Annotated in this window: 11 protein-coding genes and 2 tRNA genes; 8 read left to right on the forward strand and 5 right to left on the reverse strand. The window is 63.7% G+C overall.

Annotated features, from left to right (window positions below; translation table 11 throughout):
- Positions 1–53: 53 nt before the first annotated feature.
- Positions 54–1,961, forward strand: a complete 1,908-nt coding sequence (gene dnaG, locus Q0602_RS15225; RefSeq protein WP_298845084.1) for a DNA primase — start codon at positions 54–56, stop codon at positions 1,959–1,961.
- 307 nt (positions 1,962–2,268) lie between these two features.
- A complete protein-coding gene (gene rpoD, locus Q0602_RS15230) occupies positions 2,269–4,149 on the forward strand; it encodes an RNA polymerase sigma factor RpoD (RefSeq protein ID WP_295037029.1) in 1,881 nt (626 codons plus the stop codon).
- Positions 4,150–4,566: 417 nt separating this feature from the next.
- Here the strand turns inward: rpoD and Q0602_RS15235 are convergent, their stop codons facing one another.
- The 4 genes from Q0602_RS15235 to Q0602_RS15250 form a co-directional block, all read right to left on the reverse strand.
- A complete protein-coding gene (locus Q0602_RS15235; RefSeq protein WP_298845088.1) occupies positions 4,567–8,535 on the reverse strand; it encodes a PAS domain-containing hybrid sensor histidine kinase/response regulator in 3,969 nt (1,322 codons plus the stop codon).
- Positions 8,536–8,639: 104 nt separating this feature from the next.
- A complete protein-coding gene (locus tag Q0602_RS15240) occupies positions 8,640–9,155 on the reverse strand; it encodes a hypothetical protein (RefSeq protein WP_298845093.1) in 516 nt (171 codons plus the stop codon).
- A 92-nt stretch (positions 9,156–9,247) separates the two neighbouring features.
- Positions 9,248–11,029 (reverse strand): sodium:solute symporter family protein, encoded by a 1,782-nt coding sequence (locus Q0602_RS15245; protein ID WP_295037023.1) that lies wholly within the window; start codon positions 11,027–11,029, stop codon positions 9,248–9,250.
- Between the two features lie 6 nt (positions 11,030–11,035).
- The gene (locus Q0602_RS15250) at positions 11,036–11,296 is read right to left on the reverse strand and encodes a DUF4212 domain-containing protein (RefSeq protein ID WP_295037022.1); all 261 of its coding nucleotides are present in this window, start codon (positions 11,294–11,296) and stop codon (positions 11,036–11,038) included.
- A 783-nt stretch (positions 11,297–12,079) separates the two neighbouring features.
- On the opposite strand from Q0602_RS15250, the gene Q0602_RS15255 reads away from it, so the two are divergent.
- From Q0602_RS15255 to ttcA, 3 genes are all read left to right on the forward strand, one after another.
- Entirely contained in the window at positions 12,080–13,897 is a 1,818-nt protein-coding gene (locus Q0602_RS15255) for a putative nucleotidyltransferase substrate binding domain-containing protein (RefSeq protein WP_298845097.1), read from the forward strand.
- 11 nt (positions 13,898–13,908) lie between these two features.
- The gene (locus Q0602_RS15260; RefSeq protein WP_295037018.1) at positions 13,909–14,526 is read left to right on the forward strand and encodes a 3'-5' exonuclease; all 618 of its coding nucleotides are present in this window, start codon (positions 13,909–13,911) and stop codon (positions 14,524–14,526) included.
- An 87-nt stretch (positions 14,527–14,613) separates the two neighbouring features.
- Positions 14,614–15,468 carry a tRNA 2-thiocytidine(32) synthetase TtcA gene (gene ttcA / locus Q0602_RS15265; RefSeq protein ID WP_295037017.1) on the forward strand — a complete coding sequence of 285 codons (855 nt, stop codon included), beginning with the start codon at positions 14,614–14,616 and terminating at the stop codon, positions 15,466–15,468.
- 37 nt (positions 15,469–15,505) lie between these two features.
- On the opposite strand, the gene hpxO is transcribed toward ttcA, so the two are convergent.
- Positions 15,506–16,678, reverse strand: a complete 1,173-nt coding sequence (gene hpxO, locus Q0602_RS15270; RefSeq protein WP_298845101.1) for an FAD-dependent urate hydroxylase HpxO — start codon at positions 16,676–16,678, stop codon at positions 15,506–15,508.
- Positions 16,679–16,844: 166 nt separating this feature from the next.
- On the opposite strand from hpxO, the gene Q0602_RS15275 reads away from it, so the two are divergent.
- The 3 genes from Q0602_RS15275 to Q0602_RS15285 all read left to right on the forward strand — a co-directional run bounded on the left by Q0602_RS15275 (position 16,845) and on the right by Q0602_RS15285 (position 17,836).
- Positions 16,845–17,552: an alpha/beta fold hydrolase gene (locus Q0602_RS15275; RefSeq protein ID WP_298845104.1), complete on the forward strand. Its 708-nt coding sequence runs from the start codon at positions 16,845–16,847 to the stop codon at positions 17,550–17,552.
- A 77-nt stretch (positions 17,553–17,629) separates the two neighbouring features.
- Positions 17,630–17,705 (forward strand) — tRNA-Val (locus tag Q0602_RS15280).
- A gap of 54 nt (positions 17,706–17,759) precedes the next feature.
- A tRNA-Asp gene (locus tag Q0602_RS15285) sits at positions 17,760–17,836 on the forward strand.
- Positions 17,837–17,938 lie beyond the last annotated feature (102 nt).

Genomic DNA, 17,938 nt, shown 5'->3' on the forward strand with positions numbered 1-17,938 from the left:
CAGCATAGAGCCTTCCCAGCCTTCAGTCCGATTCTCCAGAGCGCCTTGACGACATGGCCGGACAGATCTCCCAGCGCTTCATCGATGACCTGTTGGCGCGTACCGATATCGTCGATGTGATCTCCGAGCGAGTGCAGCTCAAGAAAAGCGGGCGTAACCACAGTGGTCTCTGCCCGTTTCATCAGGAAAATTCGCCGTCGTTCACGGTGAGCCATGACAAGCAGTTCTACCACTGCTTCGGTTGCAGCGCCCACGGCAATGCCCTGCGCTTTCTGATGGAGTTCGACAATCTGCGTTTTCCCGAGGCCGTCGAGCAGCTGGCCTCCCGGGCGGGCATGCAGGTCGAGCGGGAAGGTGGCGAGGATCCGGGGGCCCGGCAGCGTCAGCAGAAGCGTGAAGAGGGCGTCAACCTGCTGGAGCTGGCGTCGCGCTTCTTTCGTGAGCGCCTGGCGCTCGGCGGTGGGCGCCAGGCCCGCGAGTACCTCGACCGGCGCGGTCTGAGTCAGGAGGTCATTCGCGATTTCGGCATTGGCTACGCCGAGGATGAGTGGGAGTCGCTCAAGCGCTATCTGCTCGAGCAGGGCATCAGCGAGGCGGTCCAGGTCGAGTACGGGCTGCTGGTGCACCGCGAGGAGACCGGGCGCACCTACGACCGTTTTCGCGACCGCGTGATGTTCCCGATCCGGGACTGGAAAGGGCGCACCATCGCCTTCGGCGGGCGGGTGCTGGGCGACGCCAAGCCCAAGTACCTCAACTCGCCGGAGACACCGGTCTTCCACAAGGGGCGCGAACTCTACGGGTTGTTCGAGGCGCGCCAGGCCAACCGGCAACTCTCGCGGGTGCTGGTTGTCGAAGGCTACATGGATGTGGTGGCCCTGGCGCAGTTCGGCATACGTAACGCTTGCGCCACCCTGGGCACGGCGCTGACGACCGATCATCTGCAGCGGCTGTTTCGGCTGGTGGACGAAGTGGTGTTCTGCTTCGACGGCGACAATGCCGGCCGCCAGGCGGCGCGTCGCTCGTTGCAGACGGCCCTGCCGTCGATGATCGACGGTCGTCAGGTCCGCTTCCTGTTCCTGCCCGAGGGGGAGGATCCGGATACCCTGGTGCGCCGGGAGGGGCAGGAGGCGTTCGAGAACCGCATCACCTGCGCCAGCCCGCTATCGGAGTTCCTGTTCGAACAGGCGGCGGAAGGACGCGACCTGAAGCAGGTCGAGGGCCGAGAGCGTTTCGTCACGGCCGTGCTCGAAGCGCTCAAGCATCTCCCCGAGGGGGTCCTCAAGTCGCTGCTGGTTAAGGAGTTGTCGACTCGTAGCGGGATCGAGCAGTCGCAGTTTGCCGACTGGTTCGTCAATCATGCTGCGCCCGCGCCGCGGCCGGCAGCGACGACCGATGTCACCGGCTACGAGGCGCTGATGATGACGGCGGAGGGCGACGCCGAAGCCGCTTCAGACCCGGTTTCGACGGTCGATAAGGGTAATGATCGGGTAAGTCGGCGCGGACTTCCGGCAACTCGCTCAGGAACTGCTACGCTTTCCCTGACCATTCCGGCTCGGATATTGCATCTGTTGCTGCACGAGCCGGCGCTGGTCGACGGCTTGCCGGAATCGGTCGACTGGTGCCCCGCCGAGGTGCCCGATGGGCGTTTGTGCCGCGAGGTGGTGCAGCTGCTGCGCGCCGGGCGCTATCGCAGTCCCCAGGTGTTGCTGGCTCATTTCCACGGCAGCCCGGAAGGGGAGCGGCTCGACCAACTGGTTCGGCGGGAACTCGCGATCCCCCGCGAGGTGCGAGCCAGCGAGCTGGACAACTGGGTACGCTATCTCGAGCGCCAGAGCGCGAGATTGACCCCGGTCGAGGAGTACCGGCAGTTGCTGGAAAAGAGTCGCCAGCCGGGAGCGCTGAGCCCGGAAGAGAAACAGCGGTTGCGGGAGCTGATCGGCAAGTTGGCCGAGGGGTCGTAAGTGGTGTAAGTGGCTTAAGTAGCGTGGCTCACCGGTGACAGCGTGGGTTCATCGGGAGCATCGCGGGCGCGCTGAGATTGAAAGTTGAAAATAAAGATCGAGACTGTCGGCAGGGAAGCGTGAAGTGGTCGATCGGTGAGGTTGTCAACCGGTAACCCGGTTGGAAAGGTTGAATTGGCGGCGATCGCCACCAGATAGGTAACCAAACACACTAGCACACCTGGCGGGCAAGGTAATAGAAGCTGGCAGCAAAAAGCGGGGGCGCGCTATACTAGCCGGCTTTTGGGGCGTCGCGCTGTCACCCCAGGTGCTTCATTCTTCTTCGTCGAGTAGGGTTTCTATGGCTGGAAATGCACAGCAGTCACGTTTGAAGGAGTTGATCGCACGCGGCAAGGAGCAGGGCTTCCTGACCTACGCCGAAGTGAACGATCACCTCCCCGAAGATATCGCCGATCCCGATCAGGTGGAAGACATTATCTCCATGATCAATGACATGGGGATCAATGTCGTCGAGGAGGCGCCTGACGAAGACACGCTGATGATGTCCGACGATTCCACCGACGAGTCGGCGGCGGAAGAGGCCGTGGCGGCATTGGCAGCGGTGGAGAGCGATGTCGGGCGTACCACCGATCCAGTGCGCATGTACATGCGCGAGATGGGGACGGTGGAGCTGCTGACCCGCGAAGGCGAAATCGAGATCGCCAAGCGCATCGAGGAGGGCCTGCGGGAGGTGATGTCGTCCCTGGCCTATCTGCCCGGGGCGGTGGATTCCATCCTCGGCGTCTACGATCAGACCCAGGACGAGGAAGCGCCGGGACGTCTATCCGACCTGTTCTCCGGCTTCATCGATCCCGATGAAGGTATTCCCGGTGTCGCCGAGGTCGAGATGCCCGAGGAAGTCGAAGCCGACATCAGCGGCGACGACGATGAAGAAGACGACGAAGACAGCGAAGAAGACGACAGCTCCAGCGAGGGTGGTCCCGATCCCGAGGAAGCGCGGGTGCGCTTCGAGCAGATTCGCGAGCAGAACGAATCCGCCAAGGCCGCCATCGAGAAGCACGGAAGGGGCTCCGAAGAGGCCAACGCCGAGCAGGCACGCCTGGCCGAACTGTTCTCGCCGATCAAGCTCTCGCCGAAGCACTTCGAACGACTGGTCGGGCAGGTGCGGATCAGCGTCGACCAGATCCGTGGTCAGGAAAAGGCGATCATGCAGGTGTTCGTCAAGCAGGGCAAAGTGCCGCGCAAGACGTTCATCAGCTCTTTTCTGGGGAATGAAGCCTCCGCGGGCTGGTTCGACGAATTCCTCGCCAAGCACGGCAAGTACGCCGATCGTCTCGAACCTTTCCGTGGCGACGTGCAGCGGGCGCAGCGCAAGATCAGCTTCGAGCAGGAGATGGTGCTGCTCAGCGTTGGCCAGCTGAAAGAGGTCAATCGCCGTCTCTCCATCGGCGAAGCCAAGGCGCGTCGGGCCAAGAAGGAGATGGTCGAGGCCAACCTCCGCCTGGTCATCTCGATCGCCAAGAAGTACACCAACCGCGGCCTGCAGTTCCTGGACCTGATCCAGGAAGGCAACATCGGCCTGATGAAGGCGGTGGACAAGTTCGAGTATCGCCGCGGCTACAAGTTCTCGACCTACGCCACCTGGTGGATCCGGCAGGCGATCACTCGCTCCATTGCCGACCAGGCGCGCACCATCCGTATTCCGGTGCACATGATCGAGACCATCAACAAGCTCAACCGCGTGTCGCGTCAGATGCTGCAGGAGATGGGCCGCGAACCGACCCCGGAAGAGCTGGGCGAGCGCCTCGAGATGCCGGAGGACAAGGTGCGCAAGGTGCTCAAGATCGCCAAGGAGCCGATCTCCATGGAGACGCCGATCGGCGACGACGAGGACTCGCATCTCGGCGACTTCATCGAGGACAGCACCATGGTGCTGCCGATCGACTCCGCCACCGGCGAGGGCCTGATCGAAGCCACCCGCAACGTGCTCGGTGGGCTCACCGCGCGGGAGGCCAAGGTGCTGCGCATGCGCTTCGGCATCGACATGAATACCGACCACACGCTGGAAGAGGTCGGCAAGCAGTTCGACGTCACCCGCGAGCGTATCCGTCAGATCGAAGCCAAGGCGCTGCGCAAGCTGCGCCATCCGTCGCGCTCCGAGCCGCTGCGCTCGTTCCTCGACGAGTAAGCGCGCGAAGCGCTATCGCGAAGCCCTACGCGGGCACGAACGACGAGCCCCGCCAACCGAGAGGTTGGCGGGGCTTTTGTCATTATGAGGCGGCCGGTCGGCGGGAACGTGAATATCCTGGGTACTGCGACTGATTCGAAATCGGCGGGAACCTCACTGCCGAGGACTTCTCGAACTCATCTGCGTAATGACGAGGGGGCTTAACGCTCGCCCCCTCGTCGCTCCCCCTCTCATTGACGCCACAGACCGGCGAAACCCTGAACACTGAATCTGATCAACTCGGGTCGGCGCAAAAGGGCGTCCTGCCCAACACGCCTCTTGCGACATCCATGTCGCAAGCCCCGGTTGAACGATTCATCGCTCAGCGCCGGCCTGAATAGGCGTCGCTGGGTGGCGGAATCGAAATGAGTCGTTTATTCAAGATTCGTCGTCGCTGGAGAGCTTCGACGCACGGCTCGCCTGCAGCGTACGCGTCATCAGCGCGCGCAGGGCGGCCGGACGCACCGGCTTGAGCAGGATCTGGTAGCCGCCCCGCTTGATCTCCTCGGCGACTTCCTCGGTGCGGTCGGCGGTGATGACGATGCCCGGCACGGCTTGTTCGCAGAGCTCCTCCAGCGCTTCCAGCGCCATCATGCCGGTGACTTCGTTGTCGAGATGGTAGTCCGCCAGAATCGCGTCCGGGTCGCCGCCCATGTTGCGGATCGCCGACTTGGCGCCGCCGATGGAGGTGGCGGTGTAGACCTCGCACTCCCAGCCCTCCAGCATCGCCTTCATGCCCTCGAGGATCAGGCGCTCGTTGTCGATACACAGGATCCGCGTGCCCACCAGCTTGTTGCTGGCACGCCTGCCGGGCGCCTTCTCCTCCGGGGCGGCGGCGCCTCGTCGGCCGACCACCAGGGGCACGGAGACCGAGAAGACGGTGCCCATGTCGACCCGGGAGCGGACCAGGATCGGGTGATCCAGCACCCGGCTCATGCGCTCGGCGATCGACAGGCCGAGTCCCAGCCCGCGCTCGCTCTCCTTGTGGCGGGAGGCCTGATCGAGGCGTCGGAACTCCTGGAAGATCTCGCTCAGCTTGGACTCCGGGATCCCGGGCCCGGTATCCCAGACCTCGATCACCACGCGCTCGGCATGGCGCCGGCAGCCCAGTAGAACGCGGCCGTGCTGGGTGTAACGCAGGGCGTTGGAGAGGAAGTTCTGCACGATACGGCGCAGCATCTGGGCGTCGCTGTCGACCCACAGGCTGGTGGAGACCATGTCGAGGTCGAGGCCGCGATCGTCCGCCATGACCTCGAATTCGGCGCGCAGCGGCCTCAGGATATCGGCCAGCGGGAACTGGCTGCGGCGCGGCGTGAGCGCGCCGGCATCGAGCTTGGAGATGTCGAGCAGCGTGCCCAGCAGCTCCTCTGCGGCCTGCAGGGAGTTATCGATATGGCCGATGGTCCTGCTGTGGTCCGGTTCGTCGATCTGCTGGCCGAGCGCCGAGGTGAACAGCCGAGCCGCATTCAGCGGCTGCAGCAGGTCGTGGCTGGCCGCGGCGAGGAAGCGGGTCTTGGAGGCGTTGGCATCCTCGGCGGTCTGCTTGGCCTGGCGCAGCGCCTGCTCGGCCTCGGCGCGGACCCGGTTCTCCTGGCGTAGCGCCGCGTTGGCCTCGGATAGCGCCTGGGTGCGCTCGCGCACCCGCTCCTCGAGATTCTCGTTGGTCTCGCGCAGGGCGATCTCGGCCAGTCGCCGTTCGGTGATGTCCTGGTAGAGGGCGAAGAAGCCGAGGATGCGCCCGCCCTCGCCGAAATGGGGGGTATAGGTCACCAGCATGTAGCGGACGCCACCATCGCCATCGTCGAGCGAGATCTCGAAGGTGACCCGCTCTCCACGCAGGGCCCGCCGCATCCAGGGCGTTCGCTGGCGCGCCGTCTGCGGCGGCAGCACGTTCTCCGCCCGTTCCCCGATGACCGCGTTGCGGTCGATCCCCATGGCCGCCTCGTAGGCGCGGTTGGTGAAGAGATAGCGGCACTCCTTGTCGAAGTAGGCGATCAGCGCCGGCACGTTGTCGGTGTAGATGCGGATATTGCTCTCGGAGCGGATCAGCGCTTCCTCGGTACGCTTCTGCTGGGTGATGTCCTGGTAGGTGTAGACGAACCCGCCGCCCGGCATCGGGTTGCCCAGTACCTCCAACACCGAACCGTCGGGGCGGTAGCGTTCGTAGCGATGGGGCTGGCCGCTGCGGATGTTCTCGATCAGCTGTTCGACGTGTTCCTCCGGATCTCCCGGGCCGTATTCGCCGTTGTGGGCGTTGTAACGGAACACCTTTTCCATCGGCGTGCCGACCCGGATCAGGTTGTCCGGGAAACGGAAAATCTCCAGGTAGCGCTGGTTCCACACCACCAGGTTGAGGTTCTGGTCGACCACCCCGATGCCCTGGTTGATGTTCTCGATGGTGGCCTGCAGCAGGGCGCGGTTGAACTCCAGCACCTGCGACGCTTCGTCGACGATCGAGATGACATCCGAAATCCCGATGCCGCGGCCCTGGAGCGCCGAGTTGACCACGATTCGCGCTGACGATGCACCGAGCACCGACGCCAGCAGGCGCTCGGTGAACTGAATGACGTCGATCGAGGCCCGGGTGTTGTTGTCCACCGGCTTGGCGTTGCGCCGGGCGTAGTCGTCGAAGGCCCGCTCGACCTGCGACTTGCCCAGGAACCGCTCGCACAGCACCTTGAGGTCGCCCATGGTGGTCGCCCCGGTCCAGGGGCGGTTGACCGTGGTCTGGCGGGTCTCGATGCTGTCGACGAACAGCGAGGCCTGGATGCGCTCGACGACCCGCTGTGGGGTCAACTGCGAGATGAAGATATAGAAGAACAGATTGAAGCCCAGCGACAGCATGGCGCCGTGGGCGAAGCTGTCGGTGACGTTGAGGCCGAACAGGTGCAGCGGCGAGAGCCACTCCAGTCCCAGCGGACCGCCCACCAGCCAGGCTTGCGGTAGCAGGTTGGCCTGGATCAGCGCCGGCATCAGCAGGGTGTAGGCCCAGATCGCGAAACCGACGTTGAGTCCGGTCACCACGCCCAGGCGATTGCCGCGTTTCCAGTAGAGCCCGCCCAGCACCGCTGGCGCGAACTGCGCGATGGCGGCGAGGGAGAGCAGGCCGGTGGCGGCCAGCGAGCTGTATTCGGCGACCATCTGATAGAAGAGATAGGCCAGGGCGAGGATGACGACGATGGTGAGTCGTCGGGCGCGCAGCACCAGGCGGCCGTAGTCGCGGGGTTTCTTTTCGAACCAGCGCAGCCGGAACAGCGCCGGCAGCAGGATCTCGTTGGAGATCATGATGGCGTTGGAGACGACCGCCATGATCACCATGCCGGTCGCCGCCGAGAGGCCGCCGACGAAGGTCATCATCGCCAGCCACGGCTGGTCGGCGACGATCGGCAGCGCGAGGACGTAGCTGTCCGGCGCCAGATCTTCGCCGGCGAACAGCGAGAGTCCCGCTGCGGCCAGCGGCAGCACGAAGAAACCGATGGCAACCAGGTAGAGCGGGAACAGCCAGCGTGCCCGCTTGGCATCGTCGGTATGGGTGTTCTCGACCACCGTGATGTGAAACTGACGAGGCAGGCAGAAGACCGCCAGCATCGCCAGCAACGTCTGGGTCCAGAAGCTGGTGTCGAAGTTCTGCTCGGTGAGCTGCTGCTGCAGTTTCAGGTAGGTGTCGGCACGCGTCAGCAGTTCGCCGAGTCCATCGAACATGCCCCAGGTGACGTAGGCCCCCAAGACCAGAAAGACCAGCAGCTTGACCACCGATTCGAAGGCGATGGCCTGGATCAGCCCTTCATGGTGCTCGGTGGCGTTGGTATCCCGGGTGCCGAAGAGAATCGCGAACGCCGCCATGAATATGGTGATGTAGAAGGCGGTGTCGTCGACGATCGGCGCCTTCACCGCGTGGCCGTCGCTGGTCATCACGCGGAATGCGGTGGAGACCGCCTTCAGCTGCAACGCAATGTAAGGCAGCGTGCCGATCAGCGCGATCAGGCTGGCGAACGCCGCCAGGGACTGGGATTTGCCGTAGCGGGACGCGATGAAGTCGGCGATCGAGGTCACGTTCTGGCGCTTGGCGACGCGGATCATCTTGGTGATAACCGGCCAGAACAGCAGGAAGGCGAGCACGGGGCCGACGAAAATGCTGGCGAAGGACCAGCCCGAGGTCGCAGCCTGGCCCACGCTGCCGTAGAAGGTCCAGGAGGTGCAGTAGACCGCCAGCGCCAGGCTGTAGACGATCGGACGGCGGCTCGCCGGGCCGTGCCGCCTGGCATGGCGATCCCCGCGCCAGGCAATCGCGAACAACGTGGCGACGTAGAGCAGTGCCACGATGATCAACAACCCGCCTTCGAACATGAACTCTCTCTCCCTTGATCTGCGACCATTCTAGGGCAACCTCGGCCCGGCGGGCAGCCACGACCCCGCGCGCCGTGGCAGTGCTGCAGGGTGTTCGTGTTACATCAGCGCTTGAAGCATACCGTCTTGAGTTGCGGGTCGTCGTCCGCAAGACGACGCAGACGGTCGATATCGGGCCGGCGGCTATCGCCGACGAGCGGAACCCGCTCGCGGGTACTGCAGTTGACCAGGTACGCCTGATGGGTCAGCACGTCGCGATACTGCATTTCGAAACGATAGAGAACGAACTCGACGAGGCGCTCGCCGTCGGCTCGTGATGTCACCAGCTTGTCGCGATCCACCACGCTGAACGCCGTGGTCAGCGGATAGAGATAGGTCCACGGGCGCCACACCATCCGACCCTTCTCGGTCGATACCACCGCCGCCGACTCGGGCAACTGCTGGCGCTTGGATTCATACCAGCCGTACTCGTAGCTGATCTGGTAGGCCAGCAGACCCAGTCCCGCGCAGGCTGGAATGATCCAGCGAGGCAGGCGTCCACCGCTGAGAGAACGCAACAACAGCGCTATGCCGGCGGCGCCCACGCCAGCCGAGGCCGCCGCGACCAAATGCCATATCATGGTGATTCCTTGCGCAAAGAATCGGGCTTCCCGCTGGGAAGCCCGATTCGATTGAAACCCGTCAATCTGGTTGATCAGGGTGGCATTGTCGCCTAGTGATCGATCGCGACACCAGCCCCCTTGGGGTAGCGTACGCTTTCCACCAGGTCCTGGATCTCCTGCGGCGGCTCCTCGGTGGCGCTGGAGACCATGTAGGCCACGGCGAAGTTGAGGATCGCGCCGACGGCGCCGATGGATAGCGGCGAAATGCCCAGCACCCAATTGGCCTCGGTATCCGGCAGGTTGTTGGTATCGGGAATGAAGAACCAGCCCTTGTAGACGAAGATGTATACTAGGGTGAAGATCAGCCCCGAGAGCATGCCGGCGATCGCTCCCTTGTTGTTGATGCGCTTGGAGAAGATTCCCATCATCAGCGCGGGGAACAGCGAGGCGGCGGCGATACCGAAGGCCAGCGCCACGACCTGGGCGGCGAATCCGGGGGGATTGACGCCGAGATAGGTGGCGACGACGATCGCGACGGACATCGAGATACGCGCGGCGCGCAGTTCTCCCTTCTCGGTGATCTTCGGATTGATCGCCCCCTTGATCAGGTCATGACTGATCGCCGAGGAGATCGCCAGCAACAGGCCCGCCGCGGTGGATAGAGCTGCAGCCAGGCCCCCCGCCGCGATCAGGCCGACCACCCAGCCGGGCAGGTTGGCGATTTCGGGGTTGGCCAGTACCAGGATGTCGTTGCTGACCTCCAGTTCGTTGCCCTGCCAGCCACGGTCGGAGAAGTCGGCGGCATCGTTGTAGAGCTGGATCCTGCCGTCGTTGTTCTTGTCGTCGAAGGTGATCAGCCCGGTCTCCTCCCAGGTGCGGATCCAGTCGGGACGGTCGGCGTAGGCGATGGGATTGGCGGCGGCATCCTCGTAGTTCTCGACCTGGGCGGCCATGTCCGGATAGATGGTGGTCACCAGGTTGAGGCGGGCCATCGAGGCCACGGCCGGCGCCGTCAGGTAGAGCAGGCCGATGAACACCAGTGCCCAGCCGGCGGACCAGCGCGCGTCGGCGACCTTGGGCACGGTGAAGAAGCGCATGATCACGTGCGGCAGCCCCGCGGTACCGATCATCAGCGATAGCGTGAACAGCACCATGTTCAGCTTGTTGTCGACCATCGCCGTGTATTCGTTGAAGCCCAGCGCGGTAACGACCTCGTTGAGCTTGGACAGCAGCGGCTCGCCGGAGGCGCTGTGGTCGGAGAACAGGCCGAGCGGCGGTATCGGGTTGTCGGTCAACTCCAGCGAGATGAACACCGCCGGAATGGTGTAGGCGACGATCAGCACGATGTACTGAGCCACCTGGGTGTAGGTGATGCCCTTCATTCCCCCCAAGACCGAATAGAAGAATACGACGATGGCGGCAATGATGAGGCCGGTGGTCGCGTCGACCTCCAGGAAGCGCGAGAAGGCCACCCCGGCACCGGCCATCTGACCGATGACGTAGGTGAGCGAAGCGACGATCAGGCAGACCACCGCGACCATCCGCGCCGACTTGCTGTAGAAGCGGTCGCCAATGAATTCAGGGACGGTGAACTTGCCGAACTTGCGCAGGTAGGGGGCCAGCAGCAGGGCCAGCAGGACATAGCCACCGGTCCAGCCCATCAGAAAGGTGGAGGCGCCATAACCTGCCGAGGCGATGATCCCCGCCATGGAAATGAACGAGGCGGCGGACATCCAGTCGGCGCCGATCGCCATACCGTTGGTGATCGGGTGGACGCCGCCGCCAGCGACGTAGAAGTCCCTGGTCGAACCGGCCTTGGCCCAGATCGCAATGCCGATGTAGATGGCAAAAGAGCCGCCGACGAAGAGAACGTTGATTGCAAATTGACTCATGCCGGCTTACTCCCCGAGACCGAATTTTTTGTCCAGCCGGTTCATCTTCCAGGCATAGAAGAAGATCAAGCCGATGAAGGCCAGGATGGATCCTTGTTGCGCGAACCAGAAACCCAGGTCGGTACCGCCGACCGGTATGCCGGCGAGCAAGGGGCGTAACAGGATGGCGCAGCCGTAGGAGACCAGCGCCCAGACGATCAGGCAGCCGGTTATCAGGCGCAGATTCGCCTTCCAATAGGCAGCAGCTTTGGAGTTGTCATCTGCCATATTATCGTTCTCCGCGTCATTGAGGGTGGGGAGTGGCTCTTCGTTTATGGGTATTCGGCAAAACAATCGCTCTTCTTACAAACCACGTTTATCCTGAGTGATTCACCTGTGCATGAATTTTGCGCTGGAAGGAAAGTCCGATTGGCGCTTTTCTATCACGCACTGTATGGCGACTAAAGTTGCACTTTATTGGAGCTATCGGTCTTTGGTGAGATGCCTTGTCGGCATGTGCTTTCCCTGAATCACTTGATAGCAATATTGATTAATGAAAACAAGGCGTTGAATACCCTACCTTAGTATCGGAAAAGCGGTAGTGTCATGCATGCATGGTTAGCCGGTTAAATATGAGCCAAGGGTAGCACCATGACTTGCGCCAGATGTTCTGGAACGAAAGTCTGGTACATTAGTGCAATAATGGTGTCGAGTCTGAGCTGAATTTATCGATCGAGGTAAGTCATCTTTATCAATTGACGCATTTTGTTGCTAAACGCTGATGGTCACTCTCAGGGTTGTATTGGCGCCAGAAGTCAGTCGCGAGTTGAAGGTGGCGGGAATAGAATCCCACAACAGTGCACAGATAGTTGGCGTTCTCCTGGCGTTCGGTTTGCTGCGCCCCTTCTAGGAGGAAATTGACTTGGCCAGGATGACGATGGATGGAGCGGGCCGTGGCGAGGCATCCCGGCCCGGCCGGCAAGGCCTGAAGCCATGCCGTGATCATCGCCCGGATCGTTCGTCGCGGGGCATCCGACCGTGGTGCAGTGTCCTGGCGACGGGGGGCCCCTGATGGTCGACATCGATCTTTCCCAGCCGCCTTTCACGCTGCTCGACGACCGCGGGCGTGAGCGTGTGGTTCGTGGCGTCGACCTGCTCTATTTCCGTCGCGACGAGATCATTCTCGAGGCCGGCCAGCCCGGCGAATTCGTCTACATCATCCACAAGGGCGAGGTCGCGGAGCTCGATCCTCACGCGCCGAGCGAACAGGCGCGCATTGCCCATTACACAGCAGGCGACCTGTTCGGCGCCATCAGCATACTCAAGGGGACCAGCCGCTATCGATTCAAGGTCGAACAGGAAAGTCTCTGCTATCTGATGCCCAAGGCGCTATTCGAGCGCCTGTGTGACGATTATCCGACTTTCGCCGAATTCTTCCGGCGGGGGTTGGCGCAGAAGACCCGCCTGCTGGCCGAGCGTCGCATCGCAAGCGGCGTCAACATGGCGGGCTTCATGCTCGCGCGGGTCAGCGAGTGCATGCGGGCGCCTTTGATCGTCGATGCGGCCACCACCATCGCCGCGGCGGTCGCCCGGCTCAACGAGAGCCATGCCGACAGTCTACTGGTCGGCAAGGACGGTCGCTTCGGCGTGGTGACCAAAACCGATCTGCTCGATGCGTTGGTGACGGCAGGCGCGACCCAGGCGAGTCCGGTCGTCGCCATCGCCCACTTCGAGCTGATTGCCACCGGTTCCGATCAGTATCTGTTCGAGGCGCTGGTGCAGATGACCCGGCATCGGGTGGCGAGGGTCGTGGTGGTCGAGGAAGGGCGGCCGGTCGGCGTGGTGGAGTTGACCGACGTGCTCAGCCATTTCTCGAGCCGCTCCTACATGGTCGGTCTCGAGCTCGAGCAGGCCGACGATCTCGAGGCGCTGGCCCGTGCCAGCGCGAGGCTGCCGGGGTTGGTCCAAACGCTCATGGCCCAGGGGGTGAAGCTGCGCTTCGTCATGGACCTGTTGGCGGCGCTCAACGGTCGCATCGTCGACAAGGCCTATCAGTTTCTCATCGAGCCGCGCTATCGCGCCCAGAGCTGCCTGTTGGTGATGGGCAGTGAAGGGCGCGGCGAACAGATTCTCAAGACCGACCAGGACAATGCGCTGATCGTTGCCGACGACAGTGATTGGCCCGATCGCGCGCTCGCCATGCAGCGTTTCACCGAAACGCTCTATACCCTGGGCTATCCGCCGTGTCCGGGCAATATCATGGTCTCGAACCCGGCCTGGGTAGACAGCGAGAGCGGCTGGCTGAGGACGGTCTCGCGCTGGGTCGAACGCCGTGACGGCGCCTCGCTGATGAACCTCGCGATCATGCTCGATGCCCGTGGCGTGGCCGGCGACACCCGGCTGTTGGATCGCCTGCGCGAACACCTCTTCGCCAGTTGCTCCCGCGATGAACTGCTGCTCTCCTATCTGGCTCGGGCTGCACTGCATTTCGCCGCGCCGCTGACGCTGTTCGGCACGCTCAAGAAACCCAGGCACGGTATCGACATCAAGAAAGGCGGCATCTTTCCGATCGTGCAGGGGGTGCGCACCCTGGCGCTGGAGTGCCGCATTACCGCGACATCCACCCTGGCCCGACTGGAAGCGCTTGCCGGAAAGGGGCGGCTGGAAGCGGACTTTGCCGCGGATCTCGGCGAGGCGCTGGCGCTATTCATCGAATTGCGGCTCAAGCAACAACTGACCCAGCTCGACGGACGGCAGAACAGTGAAGAGCCCAACCTGGTCGTGGTTCAGAACCTGTCCTCGCTGGAGCGCGACCTGCTGCGCCAGGCGCTGCATATCGTCAAGGATTTCCAGCAACGTCTGACGCACCGGTTTCATCTCGAGTATTGACGAGGAGCGCGATGATACGTTCGCTACGCCGTGCGGCAGATCGTCGCCGCCAGGGCCATGGTCGCTATGACTGGCTGTTCAGCCCCTACCTCGGTGACGAGCTGGTGGCCATCGACTGCGAGACCACCGGCCTCGACACCAGGACCGCCGAACTGGTCTCGATCGCCGCGGTGCGCCTCGAGGGCGAGCGGGTGATGACCAGCGGCTCACTGGATCTGCGCCTTCGGCCGCCGGCCAGTCTGCGCGGCGACTCCATCAAGATCCATCGCCTGCGCGGGGTCGACTTGAATGATGGCGACGAGCTGGGAGATGCGCTGGAAAAGTTCCTCGACTTCATCGGCAATCGCCCGTTGTTGGGCTGGTGCATCGATTACGACCTGGCGGTCATCGACCGCCAGCTGCGGCCGCTATTCGACTTCGGGCTGCCCAATCCGTGCGTCGACGTGGCACGGCTCTATCGCCGCGAGATGCATCGGATGCGGCCGCAGCTGGAGCCGGCGATGAGTTTCGAGCGGGTCGCCGAGACGCTCGAGGTGCCGGTGATGGGCCGCCACACCGCCCTTGGCGATGCGGTGACCACGGCCCTGATGTACATACGCCTGAAACAGGGCGCGCTGGCGGCGGGCTAGGCGCGTGCCATCGGGCATGGCATCGCAAGTCGCCGGGCGCGGTGATAGCATGAGCGCGCCTTCATATCCCTGTGTGTCACTCGACCCATGCAAGCATCTACCGGTACCCAGAAATACGAGTTCAACAAGCTGCAGAAGCGTCTGCGTCGCCAGGTCGGCAACGCGATCATCGACTACGGGATGATCCATGACGGTGACAAGGTGATGGTCTGCCTGTCCGGCGGCAAGGACTCCTACACCATGCTGGAGATTCTGATGAATCTGCAGCGCAACGCGCCGGTCGACTTCGAGCTGGTGGCGGTCAATCTCGATCAGAAACAGCCCGGCTTCCCCGAGCACGTGCTGCCCGAGTATCTCGATGCCAGGGGCGTGAACTATCACATCCTGGAGCGCGACACCTATTCGGTGGTCAAGGAGAAGACCCCGGAAGGCAAGACCACCTGCGCGCTCTGCTCGCGGCTGCGTCGCGGCTCGCTCTACGGGTTCGCCGAGGAGATCGGGGCGACCAAGGTGGCGCTGGGGCATCACCGCGAGGACATTCTGGAGACGCTGTTTCTCAACATGTTCTTCGGTGGCTCGCTGAAGGCGATGCCGCCCAAGCTGCTGTCGGACGATGGCAAGAACATCGTCATCCGCCCGCTGGCCTACTGCCGCGAGGCCGATATCGCCGAATTCTCCCGCCAGATGGCGTTCCCGATCATTCCCTGCAACCTGTGCGGCTCCCAGCCCAACCTGCAGCGCCAGGTGGTGAAGGAGATGCTGGCCGAGTGGGAGGTGAAGCATCCCGGCCGGCTCGAGACGATGTTCAAGGCGGTGACCAATGTCGCGCCGTCGCAACTCGCCGATCGGGAGCTGTTCGATTTCGAGGGGCTGGAAGCGAAGCAGCGCCAGTTGCAGGAAACCCGAATCGACGCCTTCGATCTGCTCGCCCGGGAAGCGTGAACGAGGCCCGCCGGAGACCCGGCGGGCCTTTGGCGCTTTAGCCCAGCGGGCCACCCAGGATCGTCTTGCGCATCCCGCCCATGATGCGAGTGCCGTCCTCCTCGGCCAGTTCGGCATACCAGGCCCGTGTCGCGGCGGGGTCGGCGCCGTGGGTCGTGTCGGCGCGCTGTCGGGCGCGCCTGACGATCTCGTCCACCCGCTCGACGCGGGCTCTGTCATAGGCTCTCAGCGCGGCGGCCACGTCATCGCCGGCGTCCTCGAGGGTCCGCGCCAGTACCCAGGCATCCTCCATCGCCTGGCAGCCACCCTGGCCCAGGTCCGGCGCCATGCCGTGGGCGGCATCCCCGAGAATCGCCGCGCGCTCGCCGATCAGCGTCTCCAGCGGTTCGATGTCGTGGATCTCGACGCGGGCCATGGCAGCGGGGTCGAACCGTTCGAGCAAACGCTGGACCGGTTCAGCCCAGCCGGCGAAATGCCGTGCGAGCTCGTCGCGATAGCCGGCGGGGTCGTTTGGCGTGTCGATCGGCAAGGGGACGTCGAAGAAGCAGTAGAATTCCGGGGTGGCGGGGTCGCCGCTCATCGGCATCATCGAGACGCGCTGGCGATTGCCGACATACTGCACCCACTGGTCGAGAGGGGCGAGGTCGGGGGTGGCGGCGACCCGTACGTTCCAGTTGACGTAGCCGCAGTAGCGACGCGCCACGGCACGACCGAGCGCCCGTTCCCGCAGCCTGGAGTGCGTGCCGTCGGCGATCACGATCAGGTCTGCCCGGCGCGTCGAGCCATCGGCGAATTCGGCGGTGACGCCGTCGTCGTTCACCTGGTAGCCGACGCAAGCCAGGCCGAGCGTGACGTTGGCCGGGCCGACGGCGTCCAGCAGTACCTGCTGCAACGTCGCTCTGGCGATGGGACAGGCGCGCTGCCCGACGTCATCGTAGAGCGGCCGAAGGCTGAACCGGGTCAGTGGGGTGCCGTCCTGGTCGTGATAGGCCATGACGTCCATGCGGCCGCTGGCCTGCTCGATGGCGTCACCCACCCCCAGGGCCTTGAGTATCTTGACGCCGTTGGACCAGACCGAGATGGCGGCGCCTACCGGGCGCAGCTCGGGGACCCGGTCGACCACCTGGACCCGATGTCCTGATTTCTGCAGGGCCAGCGCTGCGGTGAGTCCACCCATGCCGGCGCCGATGACGAGAACGTTGAGCGTCATGGTTCGTCCTGGTTATTGTCGTTGGTTCGATCGAACCTGACCGATCGATCAGGTTTTGTCATCCTACGCACAAAAGCCATCCGATGGGAGTGCCGGCAGCGCCATCGTCGGCCACCAGCCCGGGTGGCGCGTTTTTATCCGATAGGTCAAGACGGGGGCCGCTACGGTGACAGTGCCGACTCAGGATAGCGAAAGGCTGCGCAAGGCGCTGGCGACGGGCGATGGCTCGCGCCATGAGATCGCCCTGGGCGGATTCGCGGTGGAGGGGAGCGCGCCGACGTCCGCGCGCCTCGTCCTCTGTCACGGTGCGGGCGCGGGCCATGATTCCGAGTTCCTGGCTCGGCTGCGTCGGCGGCTGGCCGCACGCGGTGTCCAGGTCGTGGCGGTGGAGTTCGGTTACATGACCGTCGTGCATCGGAGTGGCAGGCGCCGGCCTCCACCCAGGGTCGAGACGTTGGTGGACGAGCTCGACGAGTGGCGTCGGGTGCTGACGGAACTGGATGAGAACACGCCGCTGTGGTTCGGCGGGAAGTCGATGGGTGGCCGGGTCGCTAGCCTGCTGGCGACCCGGGTCGACCTGGCGGGGCTGGTCCTGTTCGGTTACCCGTTCCATCCCCCCGGCAAGCCCACCCGCTTGCGACTCCAACACTGGCCGCAGATTACCTGTCCCGTGCTGCTGTTCCAGGGAACCCGCGACCCGTTCGGGCGGCGTGACGAGGTCGCAGGGTACGAGCTGCCGGTGCAGGTCGAGTGCCACTTCATGGACGGCGGAGACCATGACTGGCAGGTGCCCAAACGTCTTGCGTACACGCAGTCGACATTGATCGACGAAGCTGCCGGCCACGTGGCTCGGCGGCTTGGCGCAAGTGGATGATCCGGATGGAGAAAGGCGGGGTGAAAAGCTGTTGACTTTCAACCGGTCACAGGTAGAATGCAGCGCCACGTGACCACGGGTGGTTAGCTCAGCTGGGAGAGCACCAGCCTTACAAGCTGGGGGTCACAGGTTCGAACCCTGTACCACCCACCACTGCGTTTTCGTAGTGCTCGGGTTCACGTGTTGCAAGTCGCAGTTGGAAAATGCGGACCGGTAGTTCAGTTGGTTAGAATGCCGGCCTGTCACGCCGGAGGTCGCGGGTTCGAGTCCCGTCCGGTCCGCCATTTCCGTCGACATCGGCATGCCGCAAGGTTTGCAGTGTCACCCGCTAGTCGCGTAGTTGGTATCGTTGGTCTGCGTTTCGACTCAAACCACCGATGCATCGA

Source organism: uncultured Salinicola sp. (assembly GCF_937921195.1).
GTDB lineage: Bacteria > Pseudomonadota > Gammaproteobacteria > Pseudomonadales > Halomonadaceae > Salinicola.

What these genes read in the sequence shown, in the direction of transcription:
- dnaG (WP_298845084.1), top strand. Translation starts at nt 54, where the DNA reads ATGGCCGGACAGATCTCCCAGCGCTTCATCGATGACCTGTTGGCGCGT.
- Q0602_RS15235 (WP_298845088.1), bottom strand. Translation starts at nt 8,535, where the DNA reads ATGTTCGAAGGCGGGTTGTTGATCATCGTGGCACTGCTCTACGTCGCC.
- Q0602_RS15240 (WP_298845093.1), bottom strand. Translation starts at nt 9,155, where the DNA reads ATGATATGGCATTTGGTCGCGGCGGCCTCGGCTGGCGTGGGCGCCGCC.
- Q0602_RS15245 (WP_295037023.1), bottom strand. Translation starts at nt 11,029, where the DNA reads ATGAGTCAATTTGCAATCAACGTTCTCTTCGTCGGCGGCTCTTTTGCC.
- Q0602_RS15250 (WP_295037022.1), bottom strand. Translation starts at nt 11,296, where the DNA reads ATGGCAGATGACAACTCCAAAGCTGCTGCCTATTGGAAGGCGAATCTG.
- Q0602_RS15255 (WP_298845097.1), top strand. Translation starts at nt 12,080, where the DNA reads ATGGTCGACATCGATCTTTCCCAGCCGCCTTTCACGCTGCTCGACGAC.
- Q0602_RS15260 (WP_295037018.1), top strand. Translation starts at nt 13,909, where the DNA reads ATGATACGTTCGCTACGCCGTGCGGCAGATCGTCGCCGCCAGGGCCAT.
- ttcA (WP_295037017.1), top strand. Translation starts at nt 14,614, where the DNA reads ATGCAAGCATCTACCGGTACCCAGAAATACGAGTTCAACAAGCTGCAG.
- hpxO (WP_298845101.1), bottom strand. Translation starts at nt 16,678, where the DNA reads ATGACGCTCAACGTTCTCGTCATCGGCGCCGGCATGGGTGGACTCACC.